The 22,363-nt window shown below is 64.0% G+C and carries 22 protein-coding genes; 13 read left to right on the top strand and 9 right to left on the bottom strand.

Features of this window, described 5'->3' with window-relative positions; all coding sequences use genetic code 11:
• Window positions 1-4: 4 nt before the first annotated feature.
• On the top strand, window positions 5-1,339 hold the full coding sequence (locus tag AC5I5I_RS24020) for a replication-associated recombination protein A (protein WP_495977351.1): 1,335 nt from the start codon (window positions 5-7) through the stop codon (window positions 1,337-1,339).
• A 5-nt stretch (window positions 1,340-1,344) separates the two neighbouring features.
• Complete coding sequence (locus AC5I5I_RS24015; protein WP_495977349.1) at window positions 1,345-1,704, top strand: hypothetical protein; 360 nt, start codon at window positions 1,345-1,347, stop codon at window positions 1,702-1,704.
• Window positions 1,705-1,771: 67 nt separating this feature from the next.
• On the opposite strand, the gene AC5I5I_RS24010 is transcribed toward AC5I5I_RS24015, so the two are convergent.
• Together AC5I5I_RS24010 and AC5I5I_RS24005 are read right to left on the bottom strand one after the other, a co-directional pair.
• Entirely contained in the window at window positions 1,772-2,638 is an 867-nt protein-coding gene (locus AC5I5I_RS24010; protein ID WP_495977347.1) for an alpha/beta hydrolase, read from the bottom strand.
• Window positions 2,639-2,669: 31 nt separating this feature from the next.
• Window positions 2,670-3,743, bottom strand: a complete 1,074-nt coding sequence (locus tag AC5I5I_RS24005; RefSeq protein ID WP_495977345.1) for a calcium/sodium antiporter — start codon at window positions 3,741-3,743, stop codon at window positions 2,670-2,672.
• 244 nt (window positions 3,744-3,987) lie between these two features.
• Here AC5I5I_RS24005 and AC5I5I_RS24000 point away from each other — a divergent pair, with 244 nt between their 5' ends.
• The 3 genes from AC5I5I_RS24000 (at window position 3,988) to AC5I5I_RS23990 (ending at window position 7,601) form a co-directional block, all read left to right on the top strand.
• The gene (locus AC5I5I_RS24000; protein WP_495977343.1) at window positions 3,988-5,475 is read left to right on the top strand and encodes an alpha/beta hydrolase; all 1,488 of its coding nucleotides are present in this window, start codon (window positions 3,988-3,990) and stop codon (window positions 5,473-5,475) included.
• 53 nt (window positions 5,476-5,528) lie between these two features.
• Window positions 5,529-7,007 carry an RluA family pseudouridine synthase gene (locus AC5I5I_RS23995; RefSeq protein WP_495977341.1) on the top strand — a complete coding sequence of 493 codons (1,479 nt, stop codon included), beginning with the start codon at window positions 5,529-5,531 and terminating at the stop codon, window positions 7,005-7,007.
• 99 nt (window positions 7,008-7,106) lie between these two features.
• Window positions 7,107-7,601, top strand: coding sequence for a hypothetical protein (locus AC5I5I_RS23990; protein WP_495977339.1), 495 nt, complete (start codon window positions 7,107-7,109; stop codon window positions 7,599-7,601).
• A gap of 16 nt (window positions 7,602-7,617) precedes the next feature.
• Here AC5I5I_RS23990 and AC5I5I_RS23985 read toward each other — a convergent pair whose 3' ends face one another.
• Genes AC5I5I_RS23985 through AC5I5I_RS23970 form a run of 4 tightly spaced genes read right to left on the bottom strand, consistent with a single transcriptional unit; the run spans window position 7,618 to window position 12,720 of the window.
• Window positions 7,618-8,673, bottom strand: a complete 1,056-nt coding sequence (locus AC5I5I_RS23985) for a 2-oxoacid:ferredoxin oxidoreductase subunit beta (RefSeq protein WP_495977337.1) — start codon at window positions 8,671-8,673, stop codon at window positions 7,618-7,620.
• 2 nt (window positions 8,674-8,675) lie between these two features.
• A complete protein-coding gene (locus AC5I5I_RS23980; RefSeq protein ID WP_495977335.1) occupies window positions 8,676-9,107 on the bottom strand; it encodes a hypothetical protein in 432 nt (143 codons plus the stop codon).
• Complete coding sequence (locus AC5I5I_RS23975; RefSeq protein ID WP_495977333.1) at window positions 9,104-10,945, bottom strand: 2-oxoacid:acceptor oxidoreductase subunit alpha; 1,842 nt, start codon at window positions 10,943-10,945, stop codon at window positions 9,104-9,106. The genes AC5I5I_RS23980 and AC5I5I_RS23975 overlap by 4 nt, the downstream gene beginning before the upstream one ends.
• Entirely contained in the window at window positions 10,918-12,720 is a 1,803-nt protein-coding gene (locus AC5I5I_RS23970) for an FAD-dependent oxidoreductase (RefSeq protein ID WP_495977331.1), read from the bottom strand. The genes AC5I5I_RS23975 and AC5I5I_RS23970 overlap by 28 nt, the downstream gene beginning before the upstream one ends.
• A 439-nt stretch (window positions 12,721-13,159) precedes the next feature.
• Between AC5I5I_RS23970 and AC5I5I_RS23965 the strand changes: the two genes are divergently transcribed.
• Together AC5I5I_RS23965 and AC5I5I_RS23960 are read left to right on the top strand one after the other, a co-directional pair.
• A complete protein-coding gene (locus AC5I5I_RS23965) occupies window positions 13,160-13,837 on the top strand; it encodes an HAD-IA family hydrolase (RefSeq protein WP_495977380.1) in 678 nt (225 codons plus the stop codon).
• A gap of 22 nt (window positions 13,838-13,859) precedes the next feature.
• A complete protein-coding gene (locus AC5I5I_RS23960; protein WP_495977329.1) occupies window positions 13,860-14,633 on the top strand; it encodes an ATP12 family chaperone protein in 774 nt (257 codons plus the stop codon).
• A 31-nt stretch (window positions 14,634-14,664) separates the two neighbouring features.
• Here the strand turns inward: AC5I5I_RS23960 and AC5I5I_RS23955 are convergent, their stop codons facing one another.
• Both AC5I5I_RS23955 and AC5I5I_RS23950 read right to left on the bottom strand, forming a co-directional pair.
• Window positions 14,665-14,976 (bottom strand): MliC family protein, encoded by a 312-nt coding sequence (locus AC5I5I_RS23955; protein WP_495977327.1) that lies wholly within the window; start codon window positions 14,974-14,976, stop codon window positions 14,665-14,667.
• 111 nt (window positions 14,977-15,087) lie between these two features.
• Window positions 15,088-15,606, bottom strand: a complete 519-nt coding sequence (locus AC5I5I_RS23950; RefSeq protein WP_495977325.1) for a Dps family protein — start codon at window positions 15,604-15,606, stop codon at window positions 15,088-15,090.
• Between the two features lie 183 nt (window positions 15,607-15,789).
• On the opposite strand from AC5I5I_RS23950, the gene AC5I5I_RS23945 reads away from it, so the two are divergent.
• The 4 genes from AC5I5I_RS23945 (at window position 15,790) to AC5I5I_RS23930 (ending at window position 20,531) form a co-directional block, all read left to right on the top strand.
• Window positions 15,790-17,319 carry a caspase family protein gene (locus AC5I5I_RS23945; protein ID WP_495977323.1) on the top strand — a complete coding sequence of 510 codons (1,530 nt, stop codon included), beginning with the start codon at window positions 15,790-15,792 and terminating at the stop codon, window positions 17,317-17,319.
• Between the two features lie 4 nt (window positions 17,320-17,323).
• Complete coding sequence (locus AC5I5I_RS23940) at window positions 17,324-18,313, top strand: hypothetical protein (RefSeq protein WP_495977321.1); 990 nt, start codon at window positions 17,324-17,326, stop codon at window positions 18,311-18,313.
• Between the two features lie 193 nt (window positions 18,314-18,506).
• Window positions 18,507-20,033: an acyl-CoA carboxylase subunit beta gene (locus tag AC5I5I_RS23935; RefSeq protein ID WP_495977319.1), complete on the top strand. Its 1,527-nt coding sequence runs from the start codon at window positions 18,507-18,509 to the stop codon at window positions 20,031-20,033.
• Window positions 20,034-20,039: 6 nt separating this feature from the next.
• Entirely contained in the window at window positions 20,040-20,531 is a 492-nt protein-coding gene (locus AC5I5I_RS23930) for a hypothetical protein (RefSeq protein ID WP_495977317.1), read from the top strand.
• Here the strand turns inward: AC5I5I_RS23930 and AC5I5I_RS23925 are convergent.
• On the bottom strand, window positions 20,501-21,043 hold the full coding sequence (locus AC5I5I_RS23925) for a mismatch-specific DNA-glycosylase (protein ID WP_495977315.1): 543 nt from the start codon (window positions 21,041-21,043) through the stop codon (window positions 20,501-20,503). The two genes, AC5I5I_RS23930 and AC5I5I_RS23925, sit on opposite strands and share 31 nt — an antisense overlap.
• Window positions 21,044-21,232: 189 nt before the next feature.
• On the opposite strand from AC5I5I_RS23925, the gene AC5I5I_RS23920 reads away from it, so the two are divergent.
• Together AC5I5I_RS23920 and AC5I5I_RS23915 are read left to right on the top strand one after the other, a co-directional pair.
• Window positions 21,233-21,775 (top strand): hypothetical protein, encoded by a 543-nt coding sequence (locus AC5I5I_RS23920; protein WP_495977313.1) that lies wholly within the window; start codon window positions 21,233-21,235, stop codon window positions 21,773-21,775.
• A 119-nt stretch (window positions 21,776-21,894) separates the two neighbouring features.
• Entirely contained in the window at window positions 21,895-22,362 is a 468-nt protein-coding gene (locus AC5I5I_RS23915) for an FKBP-type peptidyl-prolyl cis-trans isomerase (RefSeq protein ID WP_495977378.1), read from the top strand.
• The last annotated feature ends 1 nt before the right edge of the window (window position 22,363 follow it).

The raw sequence follows: 22,363 nt of genomic DNA, 5'->3' as shown, positions 1-22,363 counted from the left end.
CAGCATGAGCCCGCGCGCGAAGCAGGGCGGGCCGAACCTGTTCACCGCGGCGGGGCTCGACAAGGGGACGCCGCGGCCGCTCGCCGACAAGCTGCGTCCTCAGAAGCTTGCCGATGTCGTCGGCCAGGATCATCTGCTCGGGCCGGACGGCGTGCTCACGCGCATGCTGGCAACGCGTTCGCTGGGCTCGCTGATTTTCTGGGGGCCGCCAGGCACCGGCAAGACCACGGTCGCGCGGCTTCTGGCGCAGGAGACCGAGCTTCACTTCGAGCAGATTTCCGCGATCTTCACCGGCGTTGCCGACCTCAAGAAAGCCTTCGAGCAAGCCCGCGCGCGGCGCGAGACCGGGCAGGGCACGCTGCTGTTCGTCGATGAGATTCACCGCTTCAACCGCGCGCAGCAGGATTCCTTCCTGCCGGTGATGGAAGACGGCACCATCGTGCTGGTCGGTGCCACCACCGAGAACCCGTCCTTCGAACTGAATGCGCCGGTGCTGTCGCGTGCCCGCGTGCTGGTGTTTCGTTCGCTCGATGAGGATGCGATCGGGAAGTTGCTGGCGCGCGCCGAGGACATCGAGGGGAAACCGTTGCCACTCGATGACAAGGCTCGCGCCTCGCTCATCCGTATGGCCGACGGCGACGGCCGCGCTTCGCTCACGCTGACGGAAGAAATCTGGCGCGCGGCCCGGCCGGACGAGATTTTCGGTGAAGCCGCGTTACAGGAGATCGTGCAGCGGCGCGCGCCGATCTACGACAAGGGGCAGGACGGCCATTACAACCTGATTTCGGCGCTGCATAAATCGGTGCGCGGCTCCGATCCGGACGCCGCGCTCTACTATCTCGCGCGCATGTTCGACGCCGGCGAGAACCCGCTCTATATCGCGCGGCGCGTGGTGCGGATGGCAGTGGAGGATATTGGTCTCGCCGACCCGCAGGCGCTGACGATCTGCAACGCGGCAAAAGATGCGTACGATTTTCTTGGGTCGCCGGAAGGCGAACTGGCGATCGCGCAGGCGGTAATCTACGTCGCGACCGCACCGAAGTCGAATGCGGCCTATCGCGCCTATGGCGCGGCGATGAGCGCGGCGAAGCAGCACGGGTCGCTGGTGCCGCCGAAGCATATCCTCAATGCGCCGACACGTCTGATGAAGGACGAGGGCTTCGGCCGCGGCTATGCGTATGACCACGACACCGCCGAGGGGTTTTCCGGCCAGAACTATTTCCCCGACGCACTGCCGCGCCAAACCTTCTACGATCCGCCGGAACGCGGCTTCGAACGCGAGATCAGGAAACGTCTGGATTACTGGGCGAAGATCAGAAAGGATAAGGGCGGGGAGTAGGCGGCGTGAAGATCATCGGCGGTTTGGCAATCGGCGCTTTGACGCTCTGGCTTTGCGTCAACGTCGCGCTCGCGACCGATCCGGTGTTCATGGGCCGATGGTCGCTCGATCCCGCCGGCTGCAACGGCTTCGGACAGACCGCGCAAACCACGGCACTGGTTGTCTCCGATCGCTCGGTCGCGTGGTATCAGGCATCCTGCACCGTCAAGAAATCATACCGCATTGCCAACGGCCTCTATCTGGAAGCGAACTGCTTCGGGCAGGGGGGCTCGCGCGTCATGCCGATCGGCCTGCAGCTGAAGGGCAGCAAACTCAGCGTCACATGGGATCAGACCGCCGTCGGCGAAATGCAGCGCTGCCGGTGATGGCCGGATCTCGGTGAATGTTCTCGGCCGATTCCTGAGCCGCGTGAATGGCGACGCGGCGGCTGACCTATTTCAGCCCCGTCACGAAATCCAGGATCGGCGCGGTGAGCGCCTTATCGTCCGTGCCGATGGCATAACCGAGTGAGAGATGGCTGTGCTGTCGCAGCATCAGCGTTGTCGGCCTGCCGCCGGGTGCCTCCGCCATGGCCGCCACCAGCCGCTCGAATTGCGGGATGAATGGCGGCGGGTCGAGCTCGGCATAGACCACCATCGACGGCACGGCGAGCTTGCTCAGCCCCCCGATCGGCGAGCGGGCGGGATAGAGCGACGCGTCGCTGCCGATATAGGAGCGGTAGCCGTCATTAACGGGAAAATCTGCCAGGTCGTAGATGCCGGAGGTCAGGATCAGCCCGGCAATGCCGAGGCCGTCCGGTCCATGGAATTGCGGCATGGCGGCGTAAGTGCCGGCATGGGTGGCGCCGGCCGAATGTCCGAACAGCACGATCGTCGACGGATCGCCGCCGTATTTCGCGATATTGCCGGCGACCCAGCGCAACGCGGCGCCGACATCCTCCGGCCCGGCCGGCCACGGATGCTGCGGCGCGAGCCGGTAGGTCATGTTGACGCCGATCAGCCCGTTGCGCGCCGCCCAGAGCGGGACGTTGTCATAGAAGGGCGAGCCCGGCGTGGCCTTGTTGCCGCCGGTGAAACCGCCGCCATGGACGAACATCAGCACCGGCCGGGGTCCGCTCGCAGCGTTTGCCACGAACACGTCGAGCAGATTGCGCTCGGCGGGGCCGTAGCTGATGTCTCGCGTCACCGCGACGCCCGAATAGGGTTCGGTGTCGTGCATGGGCGCGTAGATGGCGGCGGTCTTCTGAGGGTCGATGACGCGACCAATGGCTGCAAGCTTGTCGGCAATGTCCGGTGTCATGGCGCGACTTCGCAGGCAGGAACGCTATGAGTCAAGCCAATGGGTGTCTGCGCCGCCATTCACGCCAGGCGATGACCACGATGGTGATGGCACAAAGCGGCAGTACGAATGTGCCCAGGACGAAGCCATAGGTCGACAGCGCGTCGTGCTGTTTCGCCGCCAGGATCAGATAGGTCGTATAGGCGACGTAAAGCGCGAAGAAGAGGCCACCCTCCCAGCGCGCAATCAGATTGCCGGTAAAGAAGATCGGCAGGCAGGCGAAGGCGACGGCCAGCATCACCGGGATGTCGAACGCGATCATCGCCGCCGGCACGACGAGGCCACCGGGTGCAACCGCCGCCGAAAGCCCGAGTACGCCGAGAATATTGAAGATGTTGCTGCCGACCACATTGCCGACCGCGATGTCGCGCTCACCACGGAGCGCGGCCATCACCGATGTCGCAACCTCCGGCAGAGAGGTACCGGCGGCGACGACGGTGAGTCCGATGACCATCTCGCTGACGCCAAGATAGGTGGCGAACGTGATCGCCGCCGAGACCAGCCATCTCGCGCCGAGGACCAGCATCCCGAGGCCGACGGCAATCAGGATCAACTGCACCGGCAGCTTCGAGTCCCAGCCCGGCGCGCTGCTAATCGCCGTTTGCTGTTCGGGCTCGGATTGCAGGCGGCGGCTTTGAACGATCACGAACACCGTATAGGCGGCCAGCAGCAAAATGAAGAACACCCCGTCGATGCGCGACAATTCTCCGTCCCAGGCCAGAGCGGCCATCAGCAGAGAGATTGCGGTCATCACCGGGACTTCCTGACGGATCAACTGGCGATCGACCAGCAACGGCGTGATCAAGGCGGACAGGCCGAGAATGAACAGCACGTTGAAGATATTGCTGCCGACGACATTGCCGACGGCAATCTCTGTTTGGCCCGAGACTGCAGACTGAACCGACACCGCAACTTCGGGCGCGCTGGTGCCAAATGCCACCACGGTCAGGCCAACGACCAGCGGCGAGATTCCGAATGTCAGGGCGAGCTTTGAGGCGCCACGCACCAACAACTCGGCCCCCAATACGAGCAGGCCGAGACCCAATACGAAAAAGACCAGAGCCATCGGATTCTCTCGCCGCGTCCAGCGGGCGCGGACACAACCATTTCTCGCCCGGGTTTGGAAGGCCCTCGATGCCGCATTCCGATCACGACAATCTGAGCGGAGGCGCGCCGGACTCTGCTAAATTCGGGAAAACGGGCCACTATGCAGAAGCCCGGAACCTGGAGGCGACGAGTTGGGCCTTAATTTGCCCGTCGCAAATGGTCGGCATCGCGGCCGCGCGTTGGCGTTGGCCGTCGCGATGGTCATGGCGGCATGCTTGTCGCCGGAGGCGGCGGCGCAGACGGCTCCTTCGCAGCCAAAGCAGGTCATCCAGCGCCCGCTTATTCTGGTGCCGGGATTGCTTGGCTCGCGGCTATGCCGCCCCGACGCGAAGGATCCGAAACAGACCGAACTGGTCTGGGGCACGCTGGGAGCGCTCCGGCAATTTCCCACCATCCGGCTGTCGCATGAGCCGGGCGCGAAGGATCCGATCAAGCCCTGCGGCATCGTGCGCGAGATTGTCTATCTCGGCCTCTACTCGCAGGACGTCTACACCCCAATCATCCGCCATCTCGAAAAGACCGGTTACCGCGAGAACCGCAACTTGTTTCTGTTTTCGTATGACTGGCGGCGCTCGGTCTTCGACAATGCGAAGGCGCTCGAAGCATTCGTCCGCGACAAGGTGCCGGACGGCAAGGTCGACATCCTCGCGCATTCCATGGGGGCGCTGGTGGCGCGCGCCTATGTGATCGAGGGCGAGGGCGGCGATCGGGTGGCGCGGCTGTTCAGCGCGGGCGCTCCGTTTCAGGGTTCGGTGAAAGTGTACCAGACCGTGGAAAAGGGGTGGGGACCGCTCAACCACGTCATGGGCGGGCTCGATGGTTTCCGCCGCACCATGCTGTCGTTTCCGTCGATCTTCGAGATGATGCCGCGCTACCGGGATTGTTGCGACAATGGTGGCAGCACGTCGTTCGATCCGGCCAGGGCGGAGACCTGGACCGGACTGCAATGGGACGGCGTCGATACCGCAACCATGCCAGATCTGGACAAGACCTTCGTGCGGATCAGGAAGCTGGAGGCGATGGTCGCGACCCCGATGCCCAGGGGCATCGAGGATGTGCTTCTGATCGGCGTCGACCAGCGCACGCCCCAGCGCGCCGGGTTCAGGAATGGCGGCGGTACCTCGACCCTGCAACTGCAGTTTAGCTGGGCAGGAGACGGCACGGTGACCCGCGACAGCGCGGTGATCGAGCGGGTGCCGCTGCATCCGACCAGCTTCGCCGATCATCAGCGCATTCTGCACGATCCGCAGATCCAGAATTTCCTGCGTGTGGCGCTGACCGAAGGTGTGCCGCGCGCGATCGGTACGGTGCCGGTCCGGGAGCGCGGCAAGATGCTTTCAGTCGATGGCAGCATGACCGAACTGGTCGGCGTCAGGCTCGAGCCGGACGAGCCGATCTATCGAACCGGTGACGTCTGCAAGGTGCATGTGCATCTGCGGCTCGGCGACCGCACCCGGGTCGATCCCGCAATGATCAGGCTCACGCGCCGCATGCCGGATGGCCGCGAAGTGGCGATCCGGCTCACGCCCGATCCGGCGGCGTCGGACCCCTCCAATCCGTTCGAGCAATCCTTTGTGGGCCAGTTCGAGGCCGGCGTGATGCCGGGCAACGGCATGCTCAAGGCGGTGGTGGAACTGGCGGGCGCGGCGCCGCGAGTGGTCGAAGAGCCGGTGCCGGTCATGTCTCGTTGAGGGTGGCGCCGCTACGTTCGCGTTGATGAGGTGGATTGTGCTATGGCGCGGCCATGAGCTCACGTCCCAGAAGTCCGTCATCGCGGCAGCCGCGCCGGCCCGTTCGCGGCCGTCCGGAAAAGCCAGGCCGTCCCGATAGGTTTGGCCGTCCCGACAAGCCGGACCGCGCAGGAAAGCATGGCCGTCCGGACAGGTCTGGCGGTCCCGAGGCTGCAGGCCGTTTTGAGAAGACGGACCGTGTGGCGAAGGCAGGCCGCCCGGACAATCCTGGCCGTTTCGAAAAGCCGGACCGGTCCGAGAAGCCGTATCGAGCCGGCAAGCCAGGTCGTTCCAAGCCAGATCGTTCGGAGTCAGGTCGTCCTGAGAAGTCACGCGGTTCTGACAGGCCGGGCCGTCCCGAGCGCCAGGGGCGTCCGGCAAAGCGCAGGACGCCATTCCGGCCGAAGCAGGACGCGCGCGCCAAGGCCGCCGAGGCCGTTCGCAAACCTGCACCCGTTGCAGCGCCGACAATCGAGGAGCCGAAGCCGGCCGCGCCGCTCAGTGCCGCAGTCCAGACCGTGACCGTCACGCCCGACGAGAAAGGCATGCGCGTCGACCGCTTCCTCGAGGCGCGCTTCGCCGGTCTGTCGTTCAGCCACATCCAGCGCATCATCCGCAAAGGCCAGCTACGCGTGAATGGCAAGCGAGTGGAGCCGAAGGACCGGCTGGAGGCCGGGCAGTCGGTCCGCATTCCGCCGCTGCGCCTCGATCCGGAGAAGCCACGCGGCGAGGGCGGCAGCAAGGACGACGAGACACGGGCCTTCCTGCAATCGATCACGCTGTACGACGACGACGACGTCATGGTGCTGAACAAGCCGTTCGGGCTTGCGGTGCAGGGCGGTTCCGGCACCACGCGGCATCTCGACGGAATGCTGGGCGTGATCAGGACCAAGGACGGCCAGCGGCCGCGGCTGGTGCACCGGCTCGACAAGGATACCGCCGGCTGCCTGCTGATCGCCAAGTCGCGCTTTGCCGCCGCCGCGCTCGCCAAGACGTTCCGCTCGCGGGCGGCCCGCAAGATCTACTGGGCTCTGGTGCCGGGCGTGCCGAAGCCGAAGCAGGGCCGGATTTCGACCTATCTCGCCAAGCAGGAGCGGGAGGACGATTCCGTCATGCGGGTGGCGCAGCATGGCGACGAGGGGGCGAGCCACGCCATCACCTACTACGCGGTGGTCGAGACCGCGGCGACCCGTCTCGCCTGGCTGTCGCTGAAGCCGGTCACCGGACGGACCCATCAGTTGCGCGTGCAGCTCGCCCATATCGGGCATCCGATCGTCGGCGATCCGAAGTATTTCGACATCGAGAACTGGCAATTGCCGGGCGGCATGCAGAACCGCCTGCACCTGCTGGCGCGTCGGATCGTGGTGCCGCATCCGCGCGGCGGGACGATCGATGTGAGCGCGCCATTGCCGCCACACATGGAGCAGAGCTTCAACCTGCTGGGACTGGACGCCGCCCGCTACGACCCGATCGAGGATGCGCCGGAGGAGTGAGGCGGGGACCGGCGGGACCTGAAACCGCCCTGGCGCGTTCCTATATATCGAGGAGCGGCGTCGGCCGGTCCGGCGCGCTTCACAGATTGGATGAGCGATATGCGGAATCGCTGCAGCATTGCCGCCCTGATCCTGATTTTAACTGGCCTTTCGGGCCCGTCGGTGCATGCGCAGAGCAGCGAGGGCTTCCCGTTCTCGATCATCAATGACGGGTCGGAGCGGCGTGCCGCCAAACGCGCGACGAAGACGCCAACCCCGCAAGCCCGCCCCGACGCACAGACCCGGGCCCAGCCCCGGCGAGGCGTCCGCCGCGGGTCGTCCACCGCATCCACCATCCCGACCTATCGGTCGCCGCTGACACCGCTCGGCACCGTTCAGCCGATGCCGACGGCGCCGAGCATGGCAAATCCGGCTTCGCCACCCTCCGTCGTCCCGGGGATCGGCGGCGTCGCCGGGACCCCGGCCATCGCGCCGGGGCGTCCGGCCGGACAGACGTTCCAGGACCGCACCACGAACTGCATCATGTCCGGATCGGCGCAGGGCGTCGGGGCCGGTCAGATCGGAAGCTTCACCCAGAACTGCGTCAACCGCTGAGCTTGCGCGCTGCCGGTCAGCGCAAGGAGGCGTTGATCTTGTCGAGCGCCGCCGAACCCGGGCACAAGTCTTTCTCGGACAGCGTGTTCAGCGGTTGCGCCACCGTCTTGAGCGAGGCGTGCAGATCCTGCGGGTCGTCGGCGATATAAAGAACGCCGGTGACGATCTGGCCCTTGGCCGCGTGCTTTTGCAGGAAGTTCATCGCCGCGGTCCGGTCATGGATGTCGTAGTCCGCGCCAAGCTTGCGCAAGGCGAGCGTCGAGCCGTCATGCTGCTCGACCAGCTGCACCGTGCCCTCGGCATAATCCACGGTGATCGGTGCGCGCCCGGAAAGGACGTCGAGCCGGTTCACCGCCTCGTTGTGTTCGCGCACATAGTCGAAGCTGCGGGTCGAGCCGGCGTGATTGTTGAAGGCGACGCAAGGAGAAATCACGTCTAGGAAGGCGGCGCCCTTGTGCTCGATCGCAGCCTTGATGATCGGCACCAGCTGCTTCTTGTCGCCGGAGAAGGAGCGCGCGACGAAGGTAGCGCCGAGCTGCAGCGCCATGGCAGCGAGGTCGATGGAATTGTCGGTGTTGATGACGCCGCGCTTGCTCTTCGAGCCGCGATCGGCGGTCGCCGAAAACTGGCCCTTGGTCAGTCCATACACGCCGTTATTCTCGACGATATAGACCATGTTGACGCCGCGCCGCATCACATGGGCGAACTGGCCAAATCCGATCGAGGCGGAATCGCCGTCGCCCGACACGCCGAGATAGATCAGGTCGCGGTTGGCGAGATTGGCGCCAGTCAGCACCGACGGCATGCGGCCATGCACAGAATTGAATCCGTGCGAATTGCCGAGAAAGTAAGTCGGCGTCTTCGACGAGCAGCCGATGCCGGAAATCTTGGCCACCTTGTGCGGCTCGATCGAGAGCTCGAAGCAGGACTCGATGATCGCGGCGGTGATCGAGTCATGCCCGCAGCCCGCGCACAGGGTCGAGATCGTGCCCTCGTAGTCGCGATGGGTGTAGCCGAGATCGTTTTTCGGCAGCGCTGGATGATGGAATTTCGGTTTGGCGAGATAGGTCATGGCTATTGCGAGGCCCTTAGCGTCGCGCGGAAGGTGGATTTACCGTTGCTGACGTCTGCGATCCGCCAGCCGTTTGGCGCCTTGACCAGGGTATAGGTCAGGCGATTCGGCTTATTGAAGTTCTTGAAGGTGACGACGATGGTGGCCTTGTCGCCGGTCACGTTGGGCTTTTCGATCGTCAGGTCCTTGATCTCGAAGTCCTGCCCCTGAACGAAGAAGTCGGCGTCGATATGCTTGGCGGATCGGAATTGTCGTGCGACCGCCGGCTCCAGAAACCGGGCCGCGTGCTTGTCGTTGAAGCCCGTTGAGTCACTGGCCCGGTAAAGCGCGTATAGCTCCTCGACCGTCGCCTCAGGCGTCTTGAACTGAGCCGAGGCGCCCGTTGCCGCCAGCGCGGCGAATATGCTCAGCAAGATTGCGAGCAGTTGCCTCACGACGCCACCCGCATCGGCTTGACGTTCATCCGGCCGAGGTGGTCGCCGATCGCGCCGGCGATAAATCTCGCGGTAATCGGCGTGCCGTCGAAATGCAGGATCGGAATGAGCCGCACCGGATCGATGCCGCATTCATTGACGATCAGCGAGCGCAGCTGCGCATCGCGGTTCTGTTCGACCACATAGACGAAGTCGTGGTCGGCGACGAACGAATTCACGCTTGAATGGAACGGGAAGCCGCGCAGGCGCATGCGGTCGAGCTGATGTCCGCGGGCCTCCAGCAAGCCGATCGCTTCATCCATGGCAGGCGAGGTCGATCCGAAATAGATGACGCCGTACTTCGTGGGCTTCGCTGCGTTCGCGGTCAGCGGCCGCGGGACAAGGTCCTTGGCGGTGTCGAACTTGCGCAGCAGCCGCTGCATGTTGTCGACATAGGGTCCGCCTTCCTCGGTGTATTTCGCGTAACGATCGCGCGAGGTGCCCCGGGTGAAGAACGAGCCCTTGGTCGGATGCGTGCCCGGATAGGTGCGGAACGGGATGCCGTCGCCATGCACGTCGAGATAGCGGCCGAATTCGGCGCCGGCCTCGAGCTCGGCATGGGTCATCACCTTGCCGCGGTCGAGCACACGGGTGTCGTCCCATTGCAGCGGCGCGCAAAGCCTGTGGTTCATCCCGATATCGAGATCGAGCATGACGAAGATCGGGGTCTGCAGCCGGTCGGCGAGATCGAAGGCGGCCGCGCCGAACTGGAAGGCTTCGTTCGGATCTTCCGGAAACAGCATCACGTGCTTGGTGTCGCCATGCGAGGCATAGGCGCAGGAGATTAGGTCGCATTGCTGGGTGCGGGTCGGCATGCCGGTCGACGGGCCGGCGCGCTGCACGTTGAAGATCACCGACGGGATTTCCGCGAAATAAGCCAGTCCGATGAATTCCTGCATCAGCGAGATGCCGGGCCCGGAGGTCGAGGTGAAGGCGCGGGCGCCGTTCCACGATGCGCCGATCACCATGCCGATGGAGGCCAGTTCGTCCTCGGCCTGGATGATCGCGTATTTGGCTTCGCCAGTCTCCTTGTCGACGCGAAACTTCGCGCAATAACGGCTAAAGGCCTCGGCGAGCGACGAGGACGGCGTGATCGGATACCAGGCGCAAACGGTGGCGCCGCCATAGACCGCGCCGAGCGCTGCCGCCGCATTGCCTTCCATAAAGATGCGGTCGCCGACCTTGTCGGACTTTCGCACCCGCAGCCCGATCGGGCATGTCAGGTTGGCAAGCGCCCAGTCGCGGCCGAGATGCAGTGCATGCACGTTCGGCGCAATAAGCTTGTCCTTGCCTTTGTATTGTTCGCCGATCAGCGTCTCGACGATTGCGACGTCGATGTCGAGCAGGGCGGTGAGAACCCCGAGATAGATGATGTTCTTGAACAGCTGGCGCTGGCGCGGATCGGAATATTCCTTGTTGCAGATTGCGGTCAGCGGCACGCCGATGACGTTGATGTCCTCGCGGAATTTCGAGGCTGGCAGCGGCTTGGTCGAGTCATAGAGGAGATATCCTCCCGGCTCGATCATCGCCACGTCCTTGTCGAAGGTCTGCGGATTCATCGCCACCATGAAGTCGACCCCGCCGCGGGCGCCGAGATGGCCGTCCTCGGTGACGCGGACCTCGTACCAGGTCGGCAATCCCTGAATGTTGGAGGGGAAGATGTTGCGCGGGGACACCGGCACACCCATCCGCATGACCGCACGCGCGAACATCTCGTTCGCGCTTGCCGATCCGGAGCCGTTCACATTGGCAAAGCGGATAACGAAATCATTTACGCTGCTGAGCGCTGCGCCTGGCATCCTCGATCACCCGCATGAGCCATTTCGATCAGGTATTTCTGCATGTCCCAGGCGCCGGTCGGACAGCGTTCGGCGCACAGCCCGCAATGCAGGCAGACGTCTTCGTCCTTCACCATCACCCGGCCGGTCTTCAGCCCGTCCTGGACGTAGAGATCCTGGGTCAGGTTGATGGACGGTGCCTCCAGCCGCTGACGCAGATCGGCTTCCTCTCCGTTCGGCGTGAAGGTAATGCAGTCCATCGGACAGATGTCGACGCAGGCATCGCATTCGATGCACAGAGACGCGGCGAACACGGTCTGCACGTCGCAATTCAGGCAGCGATGCGCCTCGCCGAGTGCCAGCCTGACGTCGTAACCGAGTTCGACCTCGGCCTTGATGTCGCGCAGAGCGATCTGCTTTTCGCGCAATGGCACCCGGTAGCGCTGGTCGAGCGTGATGTCGTTATCGTACGACCATTCGTGGATGCCCATCTTCTGGCTGACGATCTCGACATGGGGCAGGGGACGCTCGGTGATGTCCTCGCCCGACAGCATTCGATGGATCGACAGCGCGGCGTCGTGGCCGTGTGACACCGCCCAGATGATGTTCTTCGGGCCGAAGGCAGCATCGCCGCCGAAAAACACCATCGGGTTGGTCGAGACGAAGGTCTTTTCGTCGACCACCGGCATGTCCCATTTGTTGAATTCGATGCCGATATCGCGCTCGATCCAGGGATACGCATTCTCCTGGCCGACCGCGACCAAAACGTCGTCGCAGGGGAAATGCTGGTCCGGCTCGCCGGCCGGAACGAGGTTGCGGCGGCCCTTGGCGTCGTATTCCGCTTTCACCTTCTCGAAGGTGATGCCGGTCAGCGTGCCGTTTTCATGGGTGAAGAACTTCGGCACCAGGAAATTGTGGATCGGAATGTCCTCGTGCTGGGCGTCTTCCTTCTCCCACGGCGATGCCTTCATCTCGTCGAAGCCGGACCGCACCACCACCTGCACGCTCTCGCCGCCTAAGCGGCGCGCCGAGCGGCAGCAATCCATCGCGGTATTGCCGCCGCCCAGCACGATCACGCGCTTGCCGATCCTGTCGATGTGCCCGAAGGCGATCGAGGACAGCCAGTCGATACCGATATGGATATTCTTCGCCGCTTCCTTGCGGCCGGGAATGTCGAGGTCGCGGCCACGCGGAGCGCCGGAGCCGACGAAAATCGCGTCGAAATTATCGTTCAGCAGCGCCTTCATGGAGTCGACGCGTTGGCCGCCGCGGAATTCGACGCCGAGATCGAGGATGTAACCGGTTTCCTCGTCGATGACGGAATCGGGCAGGCGAAATTTCGGGATCTGCGTGCGCATCATGCCGCCGGCTTTCGGATCGCCGTCGAACACAACGCAGTCATAACCGAGCGGGGCGAGGTCACGCGCCACCGTGAGCGAGGCAGGTCCGCCGCCGACCAGCGCGACCCGCTTGCCGTTCTTCACGCGCGTCTTCTTCGGCATGCGTGCCGACACGTCGTCCTTGTAATCGGCGGCAACGCGCTTCAGCCGGCAGATCGCGACCGGTTGCTCCTCGACGCGGCCGCGCCGGCAGGCGGGCTCGCAGGGCCGGTCACAGGTGCGTCCGAGAATTCCCGGAAACACGTTCGACTTCCAGTTGATCATGTAGGCGTCGGAGTAACGCCCCTGCGCGATCAGCCGGATATATTCGGGAACGGGGGTATGCGCCGGGCACGCCCATTGGCAGTCCACGACCTTGTGGAAGTAATTGGGATCGCCGATGTCGGTTGGTTTCATCGACGCTTCTCGCCCATGTCCCGGAGCCGCAGGGCTCCCGCTTTCGGTGTGGGACCGGCGAGCCGAATTTGGCAGGCTGGCATTTCTCTCCTCGTTGGGCCGGTTGTTGTTCACCGACTCCGAGGCTGATTTTAGTCAGTCCAATTCTGAAAAGCCACAGACGGACCGCCGCAGCCGGCGAATCTCGCTGGATGGTTGACGTGCGGCGTTGGGCAATGCGCAGCGCGCAGCGGCTTTCACGAGCCGAAAAGCAGCCGGGCAGCGCCCGATTTTGGGCCGTATCGTGGGCGGCAAAGACCCTCATGCGGAGCTTGCCGGTTGGGACTTGTGCAACGCACAAACCTTCCTCATACCAAAGTGGAATGGTTCCGGTGCGCTATCCCGGCGACGCAGCGCGTTTGCGAGCGCATTCCCGATTCAAGTCACGCGGAGTTGAACGCTGAAACTCATCATCTTCGATTGCGACGGCACCCTGGTCGACAGCCAGCACATGATCTGCGCCGCCATGCAGCGCGCCTATGACGCGCATGACATCGTGTGCCCGCCGCGCGAGCGCGTGCTGTCGATCGTCGGCCTGTCGCTGCGCGAGGCCTTCGACAATCTCGGCGAGGGCGCGGCGCACTTTCCGGTCGACGGCATGATCGAGCGCTACAAGGAGGCGTTCTTCGAATTGCGGCATTCCCCGGAGCACCAGGAGCCGCTTTATCCCGGCGCGCGCGACGCGGTGCTGACGCTTGGCGCCCGCGACGATTGCCTGCTCGGCATCGCCACCGGCAAGTCGCAGCGCGGGGTGCGGGCGATCCTGACCCATCACGATCTGTTGCCGCATTTTGCGACGATCAAGACCGCGGACGATGCGCCGTCCAAGCCGCATCCCGGCATGATCCTCGAGGCGATGCGAGAGGCGGGCGCGCAGCCGCGCGACACCGTCATGATCGGCGACACCACCTACGACATGGAGATGGCGCGCGCCGCCGGCGTGCATGCGATCGGCGTCAAATGGGGCTACCATCCGCACGAGTTGCTGGCCGAAAGCGGCGCACACGAGGTGGTCTCGGATTTCATGGAACTGGAGCGCCGGATCGAAGCGTTGATGCAGGCAAAGGCTCCCGCCTGAGCCCTGTGGTGGATTGTTTGGTATGCGCGATATTTTCGAGGACATATTCAAGGGCGAACCACTGGACCCGGTGGAGCTGGCGCGGCGGAGCGTCCGCCCGACCTTGCGGAAGCGGTTCTATGAAAGCGCCGGTGTGGTGGAGGACGGCGCCGACTTCGCCGTCGTCCTCGACGGCAAGCCGGTGCGCACGCCGGCGCGGCGTGCGCTGGCCACGCCGTCGCGGGAGCTGACCGCCGCCATTGCCGATGAATGGAGCGCCCAGACCGACGTGATCGATCCGGCAAACATGCCGCTGACCAGGCTGGCCAATTCGATTATCGACGGCGTGGCAGACAACGCGCAGGAGGTGCGGGACGACATCGTCAAGTATCTCGGGTCGGATCTTCTGTTTTATCGCGCCGACGGTCCCGAAGGTCTGACCGAGCGGCAGGCGGCCGCCTGGGACCCGGTCGTGCGCTGGGCTGCGGATGCGCTCGGTGCGCGCTTCATCATGGTGGAAGGGGTGGTGTTCGCGGCGCAGCCGGAGCAGGCGATCGCAGCCGCTGCCAAGGCGATCCCTTCGAATGTCTGGCGGCAAGGCGCCGTGCATTCGATCATGACGCTGACCGGTTCGGCCCTGCTGGCGCTGGCGCTCGCTAACGGCGCAATCAGCGCGGACGACGCCTGGAAGGCCGCCCATGTCGACGAGGACTGGCAGATGGAGCAATGGGGACGCGATACGCTGGCGATGGAGCGGCGCGCGCATCGCGAGGCGGAGATGAATGCCGCGGCTACGGTGCTGAGGCTGGTCGGCTAGCACCGATACACTGCCGGGCAAAGCTTCCGCGTCAGCGCGTCTTGCAGTTCTGCACCTTGCCGTCGCGCGTGAGCCTCGCGCCCTTGCCTTTGATCCAGAATTCGATCTGACTGTTGGCGTAGCGGCCGCCATCCGCCGACATCACCTGCGGCAGCACGATCTTTTCTCCCGACCCGAAGGTCAGCGTCGCGCGGCCGAGCGCCATGGCAGGGGACGAGAATTGCGCATTGATACGGGCGCCCTTGTCGCAGACATACCGTGCCTCGATGGCGTGAGCCGGGCCCGATGCTGCCACCAGCGCTGCCAGCGCAAGCATGCTTCCCAATGCCGATGGTGCTTTCATTGTAACCGGTCCTGTCTGGAGCACGGGCTGTGAAACAAGCGCTGTTCTAGGGTCGATAGCGGATCGGAGCGGGGACGCAGGCATTGGCCTGCATCCCCGGATCGTCGTCGATTACTGCCCGGTCGCAGTTGCGGCGCGGCCGGCTTCGTACAGGAACCACACCCGCTTCTCGGCCTGGTCGATGTAGTTTTCCAGCAGGCTTGCGGTCGCCACGTCGCCATGCTCGTCGCAGATTTCATGCACCTGCCGCATCGCCTTGATGGCGGTCTGGTTGTCTTCGCGCAGTTCGGCCAGCATGTCCTGCGCATCGACGAAAGGCGCATCATTGTCGGAGATGCGCTGATGCTTGGCGATGTCGCCGATCGAACGCAGGGTGGTGCCGCCGATCTTGCGCACCCGCTCGGCAATCTCGTCGGTCATTGCGAAGAGCTGGTCGCCGTGCTCGTCGAACATCAGGTGATAGTCGCGGAAATTCGGCCCGCTCACATGCCAGTGGAAGTTCTTTGTCTTCAGGTAAAGCGCGAAGGTGTCAGCGAGCAGGGCGTTCAAGGCGCCGCTGATATCCTTGGTGGCGTTGCCGCCGAGATCGGTCGGGGTGGCGAGGCGGGCTCTGGTCTTTTCGGCGCTCATGGAAGGTCTCCAGGAAGGGGTGACGGCCTGACGTGACGGTCGCGGCCATAGATACCGACGGAAGTTGACACCCGGTTACATAATGCGGGTCATGCTCCCTGGAAATTGACCGAAAAGCGTTTGCGGCAGGTTTTCCGTGGTCGGAGCAATTTGTGCTAAGTCGCTCGGGTATGGAGTGAATTCATGCTGACATCGGGTCTCCGCCTGATCATCCTGCTGGGCCTGGCGGCTGCCTTGACGGGGCTGCATGCCTCGCAGGCCGCGGCGCAGACCCGCCGCGCGCTGGTGATCGGCGCCGACGACTACCGCAATGTCTCCAAGCTTCAGAAGGCGGTCGGCGACGCCCGTGCGATGAAGGCTGTGCTGGAGAAGACCGGTTTCGCCGTCGACCTGCTGATCAATCCGGACCGGTCCGCCTTCAATGCCGGCATTTCGGAATTTACCGCCAAGCTCGCTCCGGGCGACGTGGCGCTGATCCATTATTCCGGGCACGGCGTCGCGCTGGATGGTGAAAACTATCTGCTGCCGGTGGATGCGCCGCGGCCGGACCGGGTCGACAAAGAGGGGCTGAAGCTTGAATCCTTCGCGCTGATGCCGCTGATCGAACGCGTCCGCGCCACCGGCTCCAATGTGCAGATCGCCATCGTCGATGCCTGCCGCGACAACCCCTATGCCCAGAGCGGCACCCGTTCGGTCGGACGGCGGGGCGGACTGGTCGAGCCATCGCGGCGGCCGGCCAAGGGGCAGGGCGGCTTCTTCATTCTGTTCTCGGCCGGTTTCGGCCAGACCGCCGCCGACCGGCTGGATGACAACGACCGCGAGCCGACCTCGGTCTATACCCGCACCCTGCTGCGGAAGATTGCGGTGGAGGGCAAACCGATCACAGATCTCGCCCGCGAGGTGCGCGAGGATGTCGAGGAACTGGCCTCGACCGTGAACCATGAGCAGCGGCCGGCCTATTACGACGAATTGTCGGGACCGCTCTTCTACTTCGTGCCGCCGCGCGGCGGCGGTGTTGTCGCCAGCGCGCCGGCGCAGCCGCAGATCCAGCCGCAAGTGCCGCAGCAGGTCGCACGTCCCGAAACGCCGCGGCTGCCGCAACAATCAGCGCCGGCCACGCTGGATGTGCGGCAGCAGGCGCTGGCCGCCGTCACGCCGAGCTTCGATTGCACCGCCGACACCAAGCCGGTGGAGCAGGCGATCTGCAGCGATACGTCGCTGTCGGCGCGCGACCGCAAGCTGTCCGAAAGCTATTACCGGCTGGCCGACGGCCTGTCCTCAGGCGATCGGATGGCGCTGCGGGACCAGCAGCGCGACTGGATCCGGCGGCGCAACGCCTGCGGCAACCAGGCGCCATGCATCGCGCAGGCCTATGACCAGCGGATCGCACAATTGCAGGCGATGGCGGGCGGACCGCCGCAGCAGGTCGCGGCCGTTGCTCCACCGCCGCAGCGCAATGTCGGCGCGCCGGTGACCCCGAGTTTTGCCTGCAGCGGCAAACTCACCCGCATCGAGCAGGCGATCTGCGACGACCCCGCGCTGGCGCAGCGCGACCGCGATCTCGCCGCGCTCTACCAGACGGCACGCACGCGACCGGGCATCGCCGAGGGCCAGCGCGCCTGGATCAGGATGCGCAACGCCTGCAACGATGCGCCTTGCGTCGCGCGCGCCTACGACCAGCGCATCGGCGAATTGCGGGCGGCGCTCCGATAACACCATGAAAATCACCCTCGATCTGTCGAAGCTGGTCGAAGACGGCAAGCTCACTGCTGCCGAAGCCGAACGCCTGAAGGCGCTAGCCGCGCAGGAGACCGGCCATCTCGGCCTCAACATCCTGACCGGCTTCGGCGTAATCGCTGCGAGCGCCGGTGCGGTCGCGATCCTGCTGACTGCATTCCAGTTCACAGCCGGCTCGGCCGCGATCATCGGCGCCTGTGTGTTCGTGATCGGCCTGGCGCTGCTCGGGATGCGCGGCGAGGTGATGAGCCTGCTGTCGCAGACGCTGATCATCATCGGCGCGCTGACCGGGGCGGGGGGCCTGCTGATTTACGACGACGGCTCGCTGCGGGCGGCCCTGTTCGTCACCGCCGTCTTCACCGGCACCGCGATCCTGGCGCGCTCCAGCCTGATGGCGGCGCTGGCGGTGGTGTCGCTCGCCGGCTGCCTCGGCGCGCGAACGGGCTACGTGCACGCGATGTATTCGCTGTCGATCCAGGAGCCGACCCTCACCATCGTGATCTTCTCCGCGCTGGCGCTCGCCCTCTACCTGATCTCGCTGCGGGTGCGCGCCGACTACGAACGGATCGCGCTGATCGCCGCGCGGATGGCGATCGTGCTGGTCAATTTCGGCTTCTGGATCGGCTCGCTGTGGGGCGACCGGCTGCGGCTGTGGCGCTACATCACGCTCAACGACCCGCAGGGCGGGCCGAATTTCACCGCCCGCGGCGCGGTGATCCCTGATTGGGTGTTCTCGATCGGCTGGGCGATCGCGCTGATCGCCGTCGGCGTCTGGGGCGTGCGCGCCGGGCGGCGCTGGGTGGTCAATGCCGCGGCGGTGTTCGGCGGCATTCACTTCTATACGCAATGGTTCTCGATCCTCGGCGCCAACGCGTTCTCGGTGCTGCTCGCCGGGGTGATCCTGATCGCCATCGCGATGGGGCTGCGCGCGTTCAACAAGGCGGCGCTTCCTAACCCTCCCCCCGCGTAGCGGTGGGGAGGGTCGATCGACTGAGCGATAGCGAAGGAGATCGGGGTGGGGGGCCGTCGTGCTGTAACGTCGCCCCCCACCCCGACCCCTCCCCACCATTTCGCTTCGCTCATGGGGGGAGGGGAGTCAGTGACGCCCGTTCCCGGCCCGTGCTATCCCTTGTCCCGGCCGGTTTCCAGGCACGGGGACACACTTGAAAGACATCATCGAGAAGCTCGACCTCCGCCGCAAGGACGCCAAGCTCGGCGGCGGGCAGACCCGCATCGAGGCGCAGCACAAGCGCGGCAAACTCACCGCGCGCGAGCGGATCGAACTCCTGCTCGACAAGGGCTCGTTCGAGGAATTCGACATGTTCGTGGAGCACCGCTCCAACGACTTCGGCATGGAGAAGCAGAAGATCCCCGGCGACGGCGTGGTCACCGGCTGGGGCACCGTGAACGGCCGCACCGTGTTCCTGTTCTCCAAGGACTTCACCGTGTTCGGCGGCTCGCTGTCGGAGACGCACGCGCAGAAGATCGTCAAGGTGCAGGACATGGCGCTGAAGGCGCGCGCGCCGATCATCGGCCTGTTCGATGCCGGCGGCGCCCGCATCCAGGAAGGCGTGGCGGCGCTCGGCGGCTATGGCGAAGTGTTCAAGCGCAACGTGATCGCCTCGGGCGTGATCCCGCAGATCAGCGTGATCATGGGCCCGTGCGCCGGCGGCGACGTCTATTCGCCGGCGATGACCGACTTCATCTTCATGGTGAAGGACACGAGCTACATGTTCGTCACCGGCCCCGATGTGGTCAAGACCGTGACCAACGAGGTGGTGACCGCGGAAGAACTCGGCGGCGCCTCGGTGCATGCGACCAAGTCCTCGGTCGCCGACGGCGCGTTCGAGAACGATGTCGAGTGCCTGCTGCAGATGCGCCGGCTGATCGACTTCCTGCCGTCGAACTGCACGGCCGGCGTGCCGGAATGGCCTTCGCTCGACGATCCCGACCGCATCGACAATTCGCTCGACACCCTGATCCCCGACAATCCGAACAAGCCCTACGACATCAAGGAGCTGATCCTGAAGGTGGTGGACGAGGGCGACTTCTTCGAAATCTCGCCCACGTTTGCCAAGAACATCGTCACCGGCTTCGGGCGCATCGCCGGCCGCAGCGTCGGCTTTGTCGCCAACCAGCCGATGGTGCTGGCGGGCGTGCTCGATTCCGATGCGTCACGCAAGGCCGCGCGCTTCGTGCGCTTCTGCGATGCGTTCGAAATCCCGATCGTCACTTTCGTGGACGTGCCGGGCTTCCTGCCGGGCACGGCGCAGGAATATGGCGGGCTGATCAAGCATGGCGCCAAGCTGCTGTTCGCCTATTCGCAGGCGACGGTGCCGCTGGTGACCGTCATCACCCGAAAGGCGTTCGGCGGCGCCTATGACGTGATGGCGTCCAAGCATGTCGGCGCCGACCTCAACTATGCCTGGCCGACCGCGCAGATCGCGGTGATGGGGGCGAAGGGCGCAGTGGAGATCATCTTCCGCGGCGGCGACGCCGACACCATCGCCGCGCGCACCAAGGAATACGAGGAGCGCTTCCTGTCGCCGTTCGTCGCCGCCGAGCGCGGCTATATCGACGACGTGATCATGCCGCACTCGACAAGGAAGCGCATCGCGCGGGCGCTGGCGATGCTGCGGACCAAGAAGGTGGAGATGCCGGCGCGCAAGCACGACAATTTGCCGGTGTGAGGGGCGATGTCTGATTTTCGAACTTACGAGCCAAAGGAGTTTTTCGAGAAGTTGGTTAAGCCAACTTATGATGAATATCTAGCCGATCCCCTGATGCATCATCGAGTGAAAAACGCTGTTGCTCAATTGGACACTATGGCTGAAAGGTCTTGGCATTGGTGGTCTAAGGCGGACCCGCAACGAATTGCATTTACTAATTCGCCGAGGGCTTATCGGCAATATCTAGTGGATACTGAATGCCCGGATTATCAGTTTGTTTGGGACATACATGATGGTCATAAGCACGTCGAGCTTTCGAGGCCTAATCGCAAAGTGACGAGTTCATCTCAGACGGGCGTTGCATTGGTTGGTGGCGCATTTAGCGCAGATGCTTTTCAGCACGATGCATTCGATGTGGGTATTGGAACGTTTTTGGTTAAACTCGACGATGGCTCTGAAAGGGAGATGGCGAGCGTACTCGCAAGTGTTTACGAAATGTGGGCGCGGATCGCGACTTGATTGTTACGCATGACTTGATTTGCAAAATCGTGCCAATGCCTCCGATTGTCATCCCACCATTTGTTGCCAACTCTTGGTGACGTCGTCGGGAGCACGTACACATTTGTTGGGCCAATTGTTCCTTGGAAGCCAAACGCAACGCGGTGTCCAAACATCGCTTTTCCAGCTGTTTTGCTGGTAAACGCCAAGAATTCTGGACGAAATTGTTCGATAGTGGACCTTAGCCGTTCGCAGTTGACGGCCGCTATTGGCAGTTCATCATCGTTGCCGCTGGCAAATTTGCAAAGATCCGTGAGGCCAAAGCCAAATTGACCTAGTCGCGAAAATTCTTCCGGCTTTAGCAAGGTGGGAGTCAGCTTGGTCGCGTGAAGTATGTGCCAGAACCGATTTAGTGGATGGGCATAGTATGCCCCGAGTCGCGCTGAGGTGTTGCCTGCGGCGGTTCCACAGAAGATGATTTTCAGATTATCTCGCAAAACGTCCGGAAGTATATCGTTGCTGACGTTTGTCATGTTGATTTGGCTGATTGAGCGGATGTGGCTGAGTCGGAGGCTTTATCTTGTCGCTTCTATCGCTGGATCGAATGTAGAATGAAGAGTTTAATGGGACCCATGGCGTTATAGAGTAAAATGGAGCGAAGTGTTCAACCCGAATTCCGCTGCGCTCCATGCGGGGTACAGTCTCACCATCCGACGCACCCCATGCACCTCATCCTCCTCGCCATCCTCTTCATCTCCGTCCCCGCGCATGCGCAGCTGAAGAGCGAGAACCTGCTGGTCGCCATGCCGGACGGCTATGTCGTCGGCTTCCAGGACAAGAACAATAACCAGCAGATGACGGAGATGGTGCCGCGCGGGCAGTCGGTCAAAGACTGGACCGAGATGGTCACCGTGCAGATCTTTTTCAACATGACCAACGTGACGCCGGAGGCCTACAAGCAACGGCTCGAAAAACTGTGGGTCGAAAACTGCAAGGGCGCGCAGTCGAGCCCGATCGGGCAGGGCGAGGAGCGAGGGCTTCGGGTGATCGTGTGGCTGCAATATTGCCCGCTCAACAAGGACACCGGCAAACCCGAAGTCACGCTGCTGAAGGCGATTGCCGGCAAGGACAGTTTCTATGTCGTGCAGAAGGCATTCCGGTTCCAGCCCGACAAGCCGCAGGTGGAGCAATGGTCGCGCTATCTGCGCAACGTCTCGGTGTGCGACTCGCGCGTGCCCGACCGGGCGTGTCCGACGACGCAGTGACCGCAGCCCGGATGGAGCGCAGCGCAATCCGGGACGCTCGGCCGCGCGAATCCCGCATTCCGCTTTCGCTCCATGCGGGCTACGATGGCCTCGTCTCGTACTCCGACAAGGCCTGTGCCATGCGTTCCTGTTTCCGCGTCCTGCCTCTGGCTCTCTTTGCCGCGCTGCTGACGCTCGCCGGCTGCGCCGGCACGCCCGATCCGGCCGTGCCCGCCGCGCCGCCGGTGCCGCAAATGACCACCACCACGCCGTCCGGCCTGCAATATGCCGATACCGTGCCCGGCAAGGGCCGCGCGCCGCGGCGCGGGCAGACCGCGGTGGTGCATTATACCGGCTGGCTCTATGTCGACGGTGCGCGCGGCAAGAAGTTCGATTCCTCGGTCGACAAGGGCACGCCGTTCGAATTCAAGGTCGGGCAGGGGCAGGTGATCAAGGGCTGGGACGAGGGCGTCATCACCATGAAGACCGGCGGCAGGCGCACGCTGATCATCCCGCCCGGGCTTGGCTATGGCGCGCAGGGCGCCGGCACCGACATTCCGCCGAACGCGACGCTGATCTTCGATGTGGAACTGATCGCGGTGAAGTGAG

The sequence above is a fragment of the Pseudorhodoplanes sp. genome (genome assembly GCF_059499825.1).
This window is presented reverse-complemented; position numbering and strand designations above follow the sequence as displayed.

Excerpts from the sequence above, each read along its gene's own strand:
- AC5I5I_RS24020 (WP_495977351.1), top strand. The coding sequence starts at position 5 with ATGAGCCCGCGCGCGAAGCAGGGCGGGCCGAACCTGTTCACCGCGGCG.
- AC5I5I_RS24010 (WP_495977347.1), bottom strand. The coding sequence starts at position 2,638 with ATGACACCGGACATTGCCGACAAGCTTGCAGCCATTGGTCGCGTCATC.
- AC5I5I_RS24005 (WP_495977345.1), bottom strand. The coding sequence starts at position 3,743 with ATGGCTCTGGTCTTTTTCGTATTGGGTCTCGGCCTGCTCGTATTGGGG.
- AC5I5I_RS24000 (WP_495977343.1), top strand. The coding sequence starts at position 3,988 with ATGGCGGCATGCTTGTCGCCGGAGGCGGCGGCGCAGACGGCTCCTTCG.
- AC5I5I_RS23995 (WP_495977341.1), top strand. The coding sequence starts at position 5,529 with ATGAGCTCACGTCCCAGAAGTCCGTCATCGCGGCAGCCGCGCCGGCCC.
- AC5I5I_RS23990 (WP_495977339.1), top strand. The coding sequence starts at position 7,107 with ATGCGGAATCGCTGCAGCATTGCCGCCCTGATCCTGATTTTAACTGGC.
- AC5I5I_RS23985 (WP_495977337.1), bottom strand. The coding sequence starts at position 8,673 with ATGACCTATCTCGCCAAACCGAAATTCCATCATCCAGCGCTGCCGAAA.
- AC5I5I_RS23975 (WP_495977333.1), bottom strand. The coding sequence starts at position 10,945 with ATGCCAGGCGCAGCGCTCAGCAGCGTAAATGATTTCGTTATCCGCTTT.
- AC5I5I_RS23970 (WP_495977331.1), bottom strand. The coding sequence starts at position 12,720 with ATGAAACCAACCGACATCGGCGATCCCAATTACTTCCACAAGGTCGTG.
- AC5I5I_RS23960 (WP_495977329.1), top strand. The coding sequence starts at position 13,860 with ATGCGCGATATTTTCGAGGACATATTCAAGGGCGAACCACTGGACCCG.
- AC5I5I_RS23955 (WP_495977327.1), bottom strand. The coding sequence starts at position 14,976 with ATGAAAGCACCATCGGCATTGGGAAGCATGCTTGCGCTGGCAGCGCTG.
- AC5I5I_RS23950 (WP_495977325.1), bottom strand. The coding sequence starts at position 15,606 with ATGAGCGCCGAAAAGACCAGAGCCCGCCTCGCCACCCCGACCGATCTC.
- AC5I5I_RS23945 (WP_495977323.1), top strand. The coding sequence starts at position 15,790 with ATGCTGACATCGGGTCTCCGCCTGATCATCCTGCTGGGCCTGGCGGCT.
- AC5I5I_RS23940 (WP_495977321.1), top strand. The coding sequence starts at position 17,324 with ATGAAAATCACCCTCGATCTGTCGAAGCTGGTCGAAGACGGCAAGCTC.
- AC5I5I_RS23930 (WP_495977317.1), top strand. The coding sequence starts at position 20,040 with ATGTCTGATTTTCGAACTTACGAGCCAAAGGAGTTTTTCGAGAAGTTG.
- AC5I5I_RS23925 (WP_495977315.1), bottom strand. The coding sequence starts at position 21,043 with ATGACAAACGTCAGCAACGATATACTTCCGGACGTTTTGCGAGATAAT.
- AC5I5I_RS23920 (WP_495977313.1), top strand. The coding sequence starts at position 21,233 with ATGCACCTCATCCTCCTCGCCATCCTCTTCATCTCCGTCCCCGCGCAT.
- AC5I5I_RS23915 (WP_495977378.1), top strand. The coding sequence starts at position 21,895 with ATGCGTTCCTGTTTCCGCGTCCTGCCTCTGGCTCTCTTTGCCGCGCTG.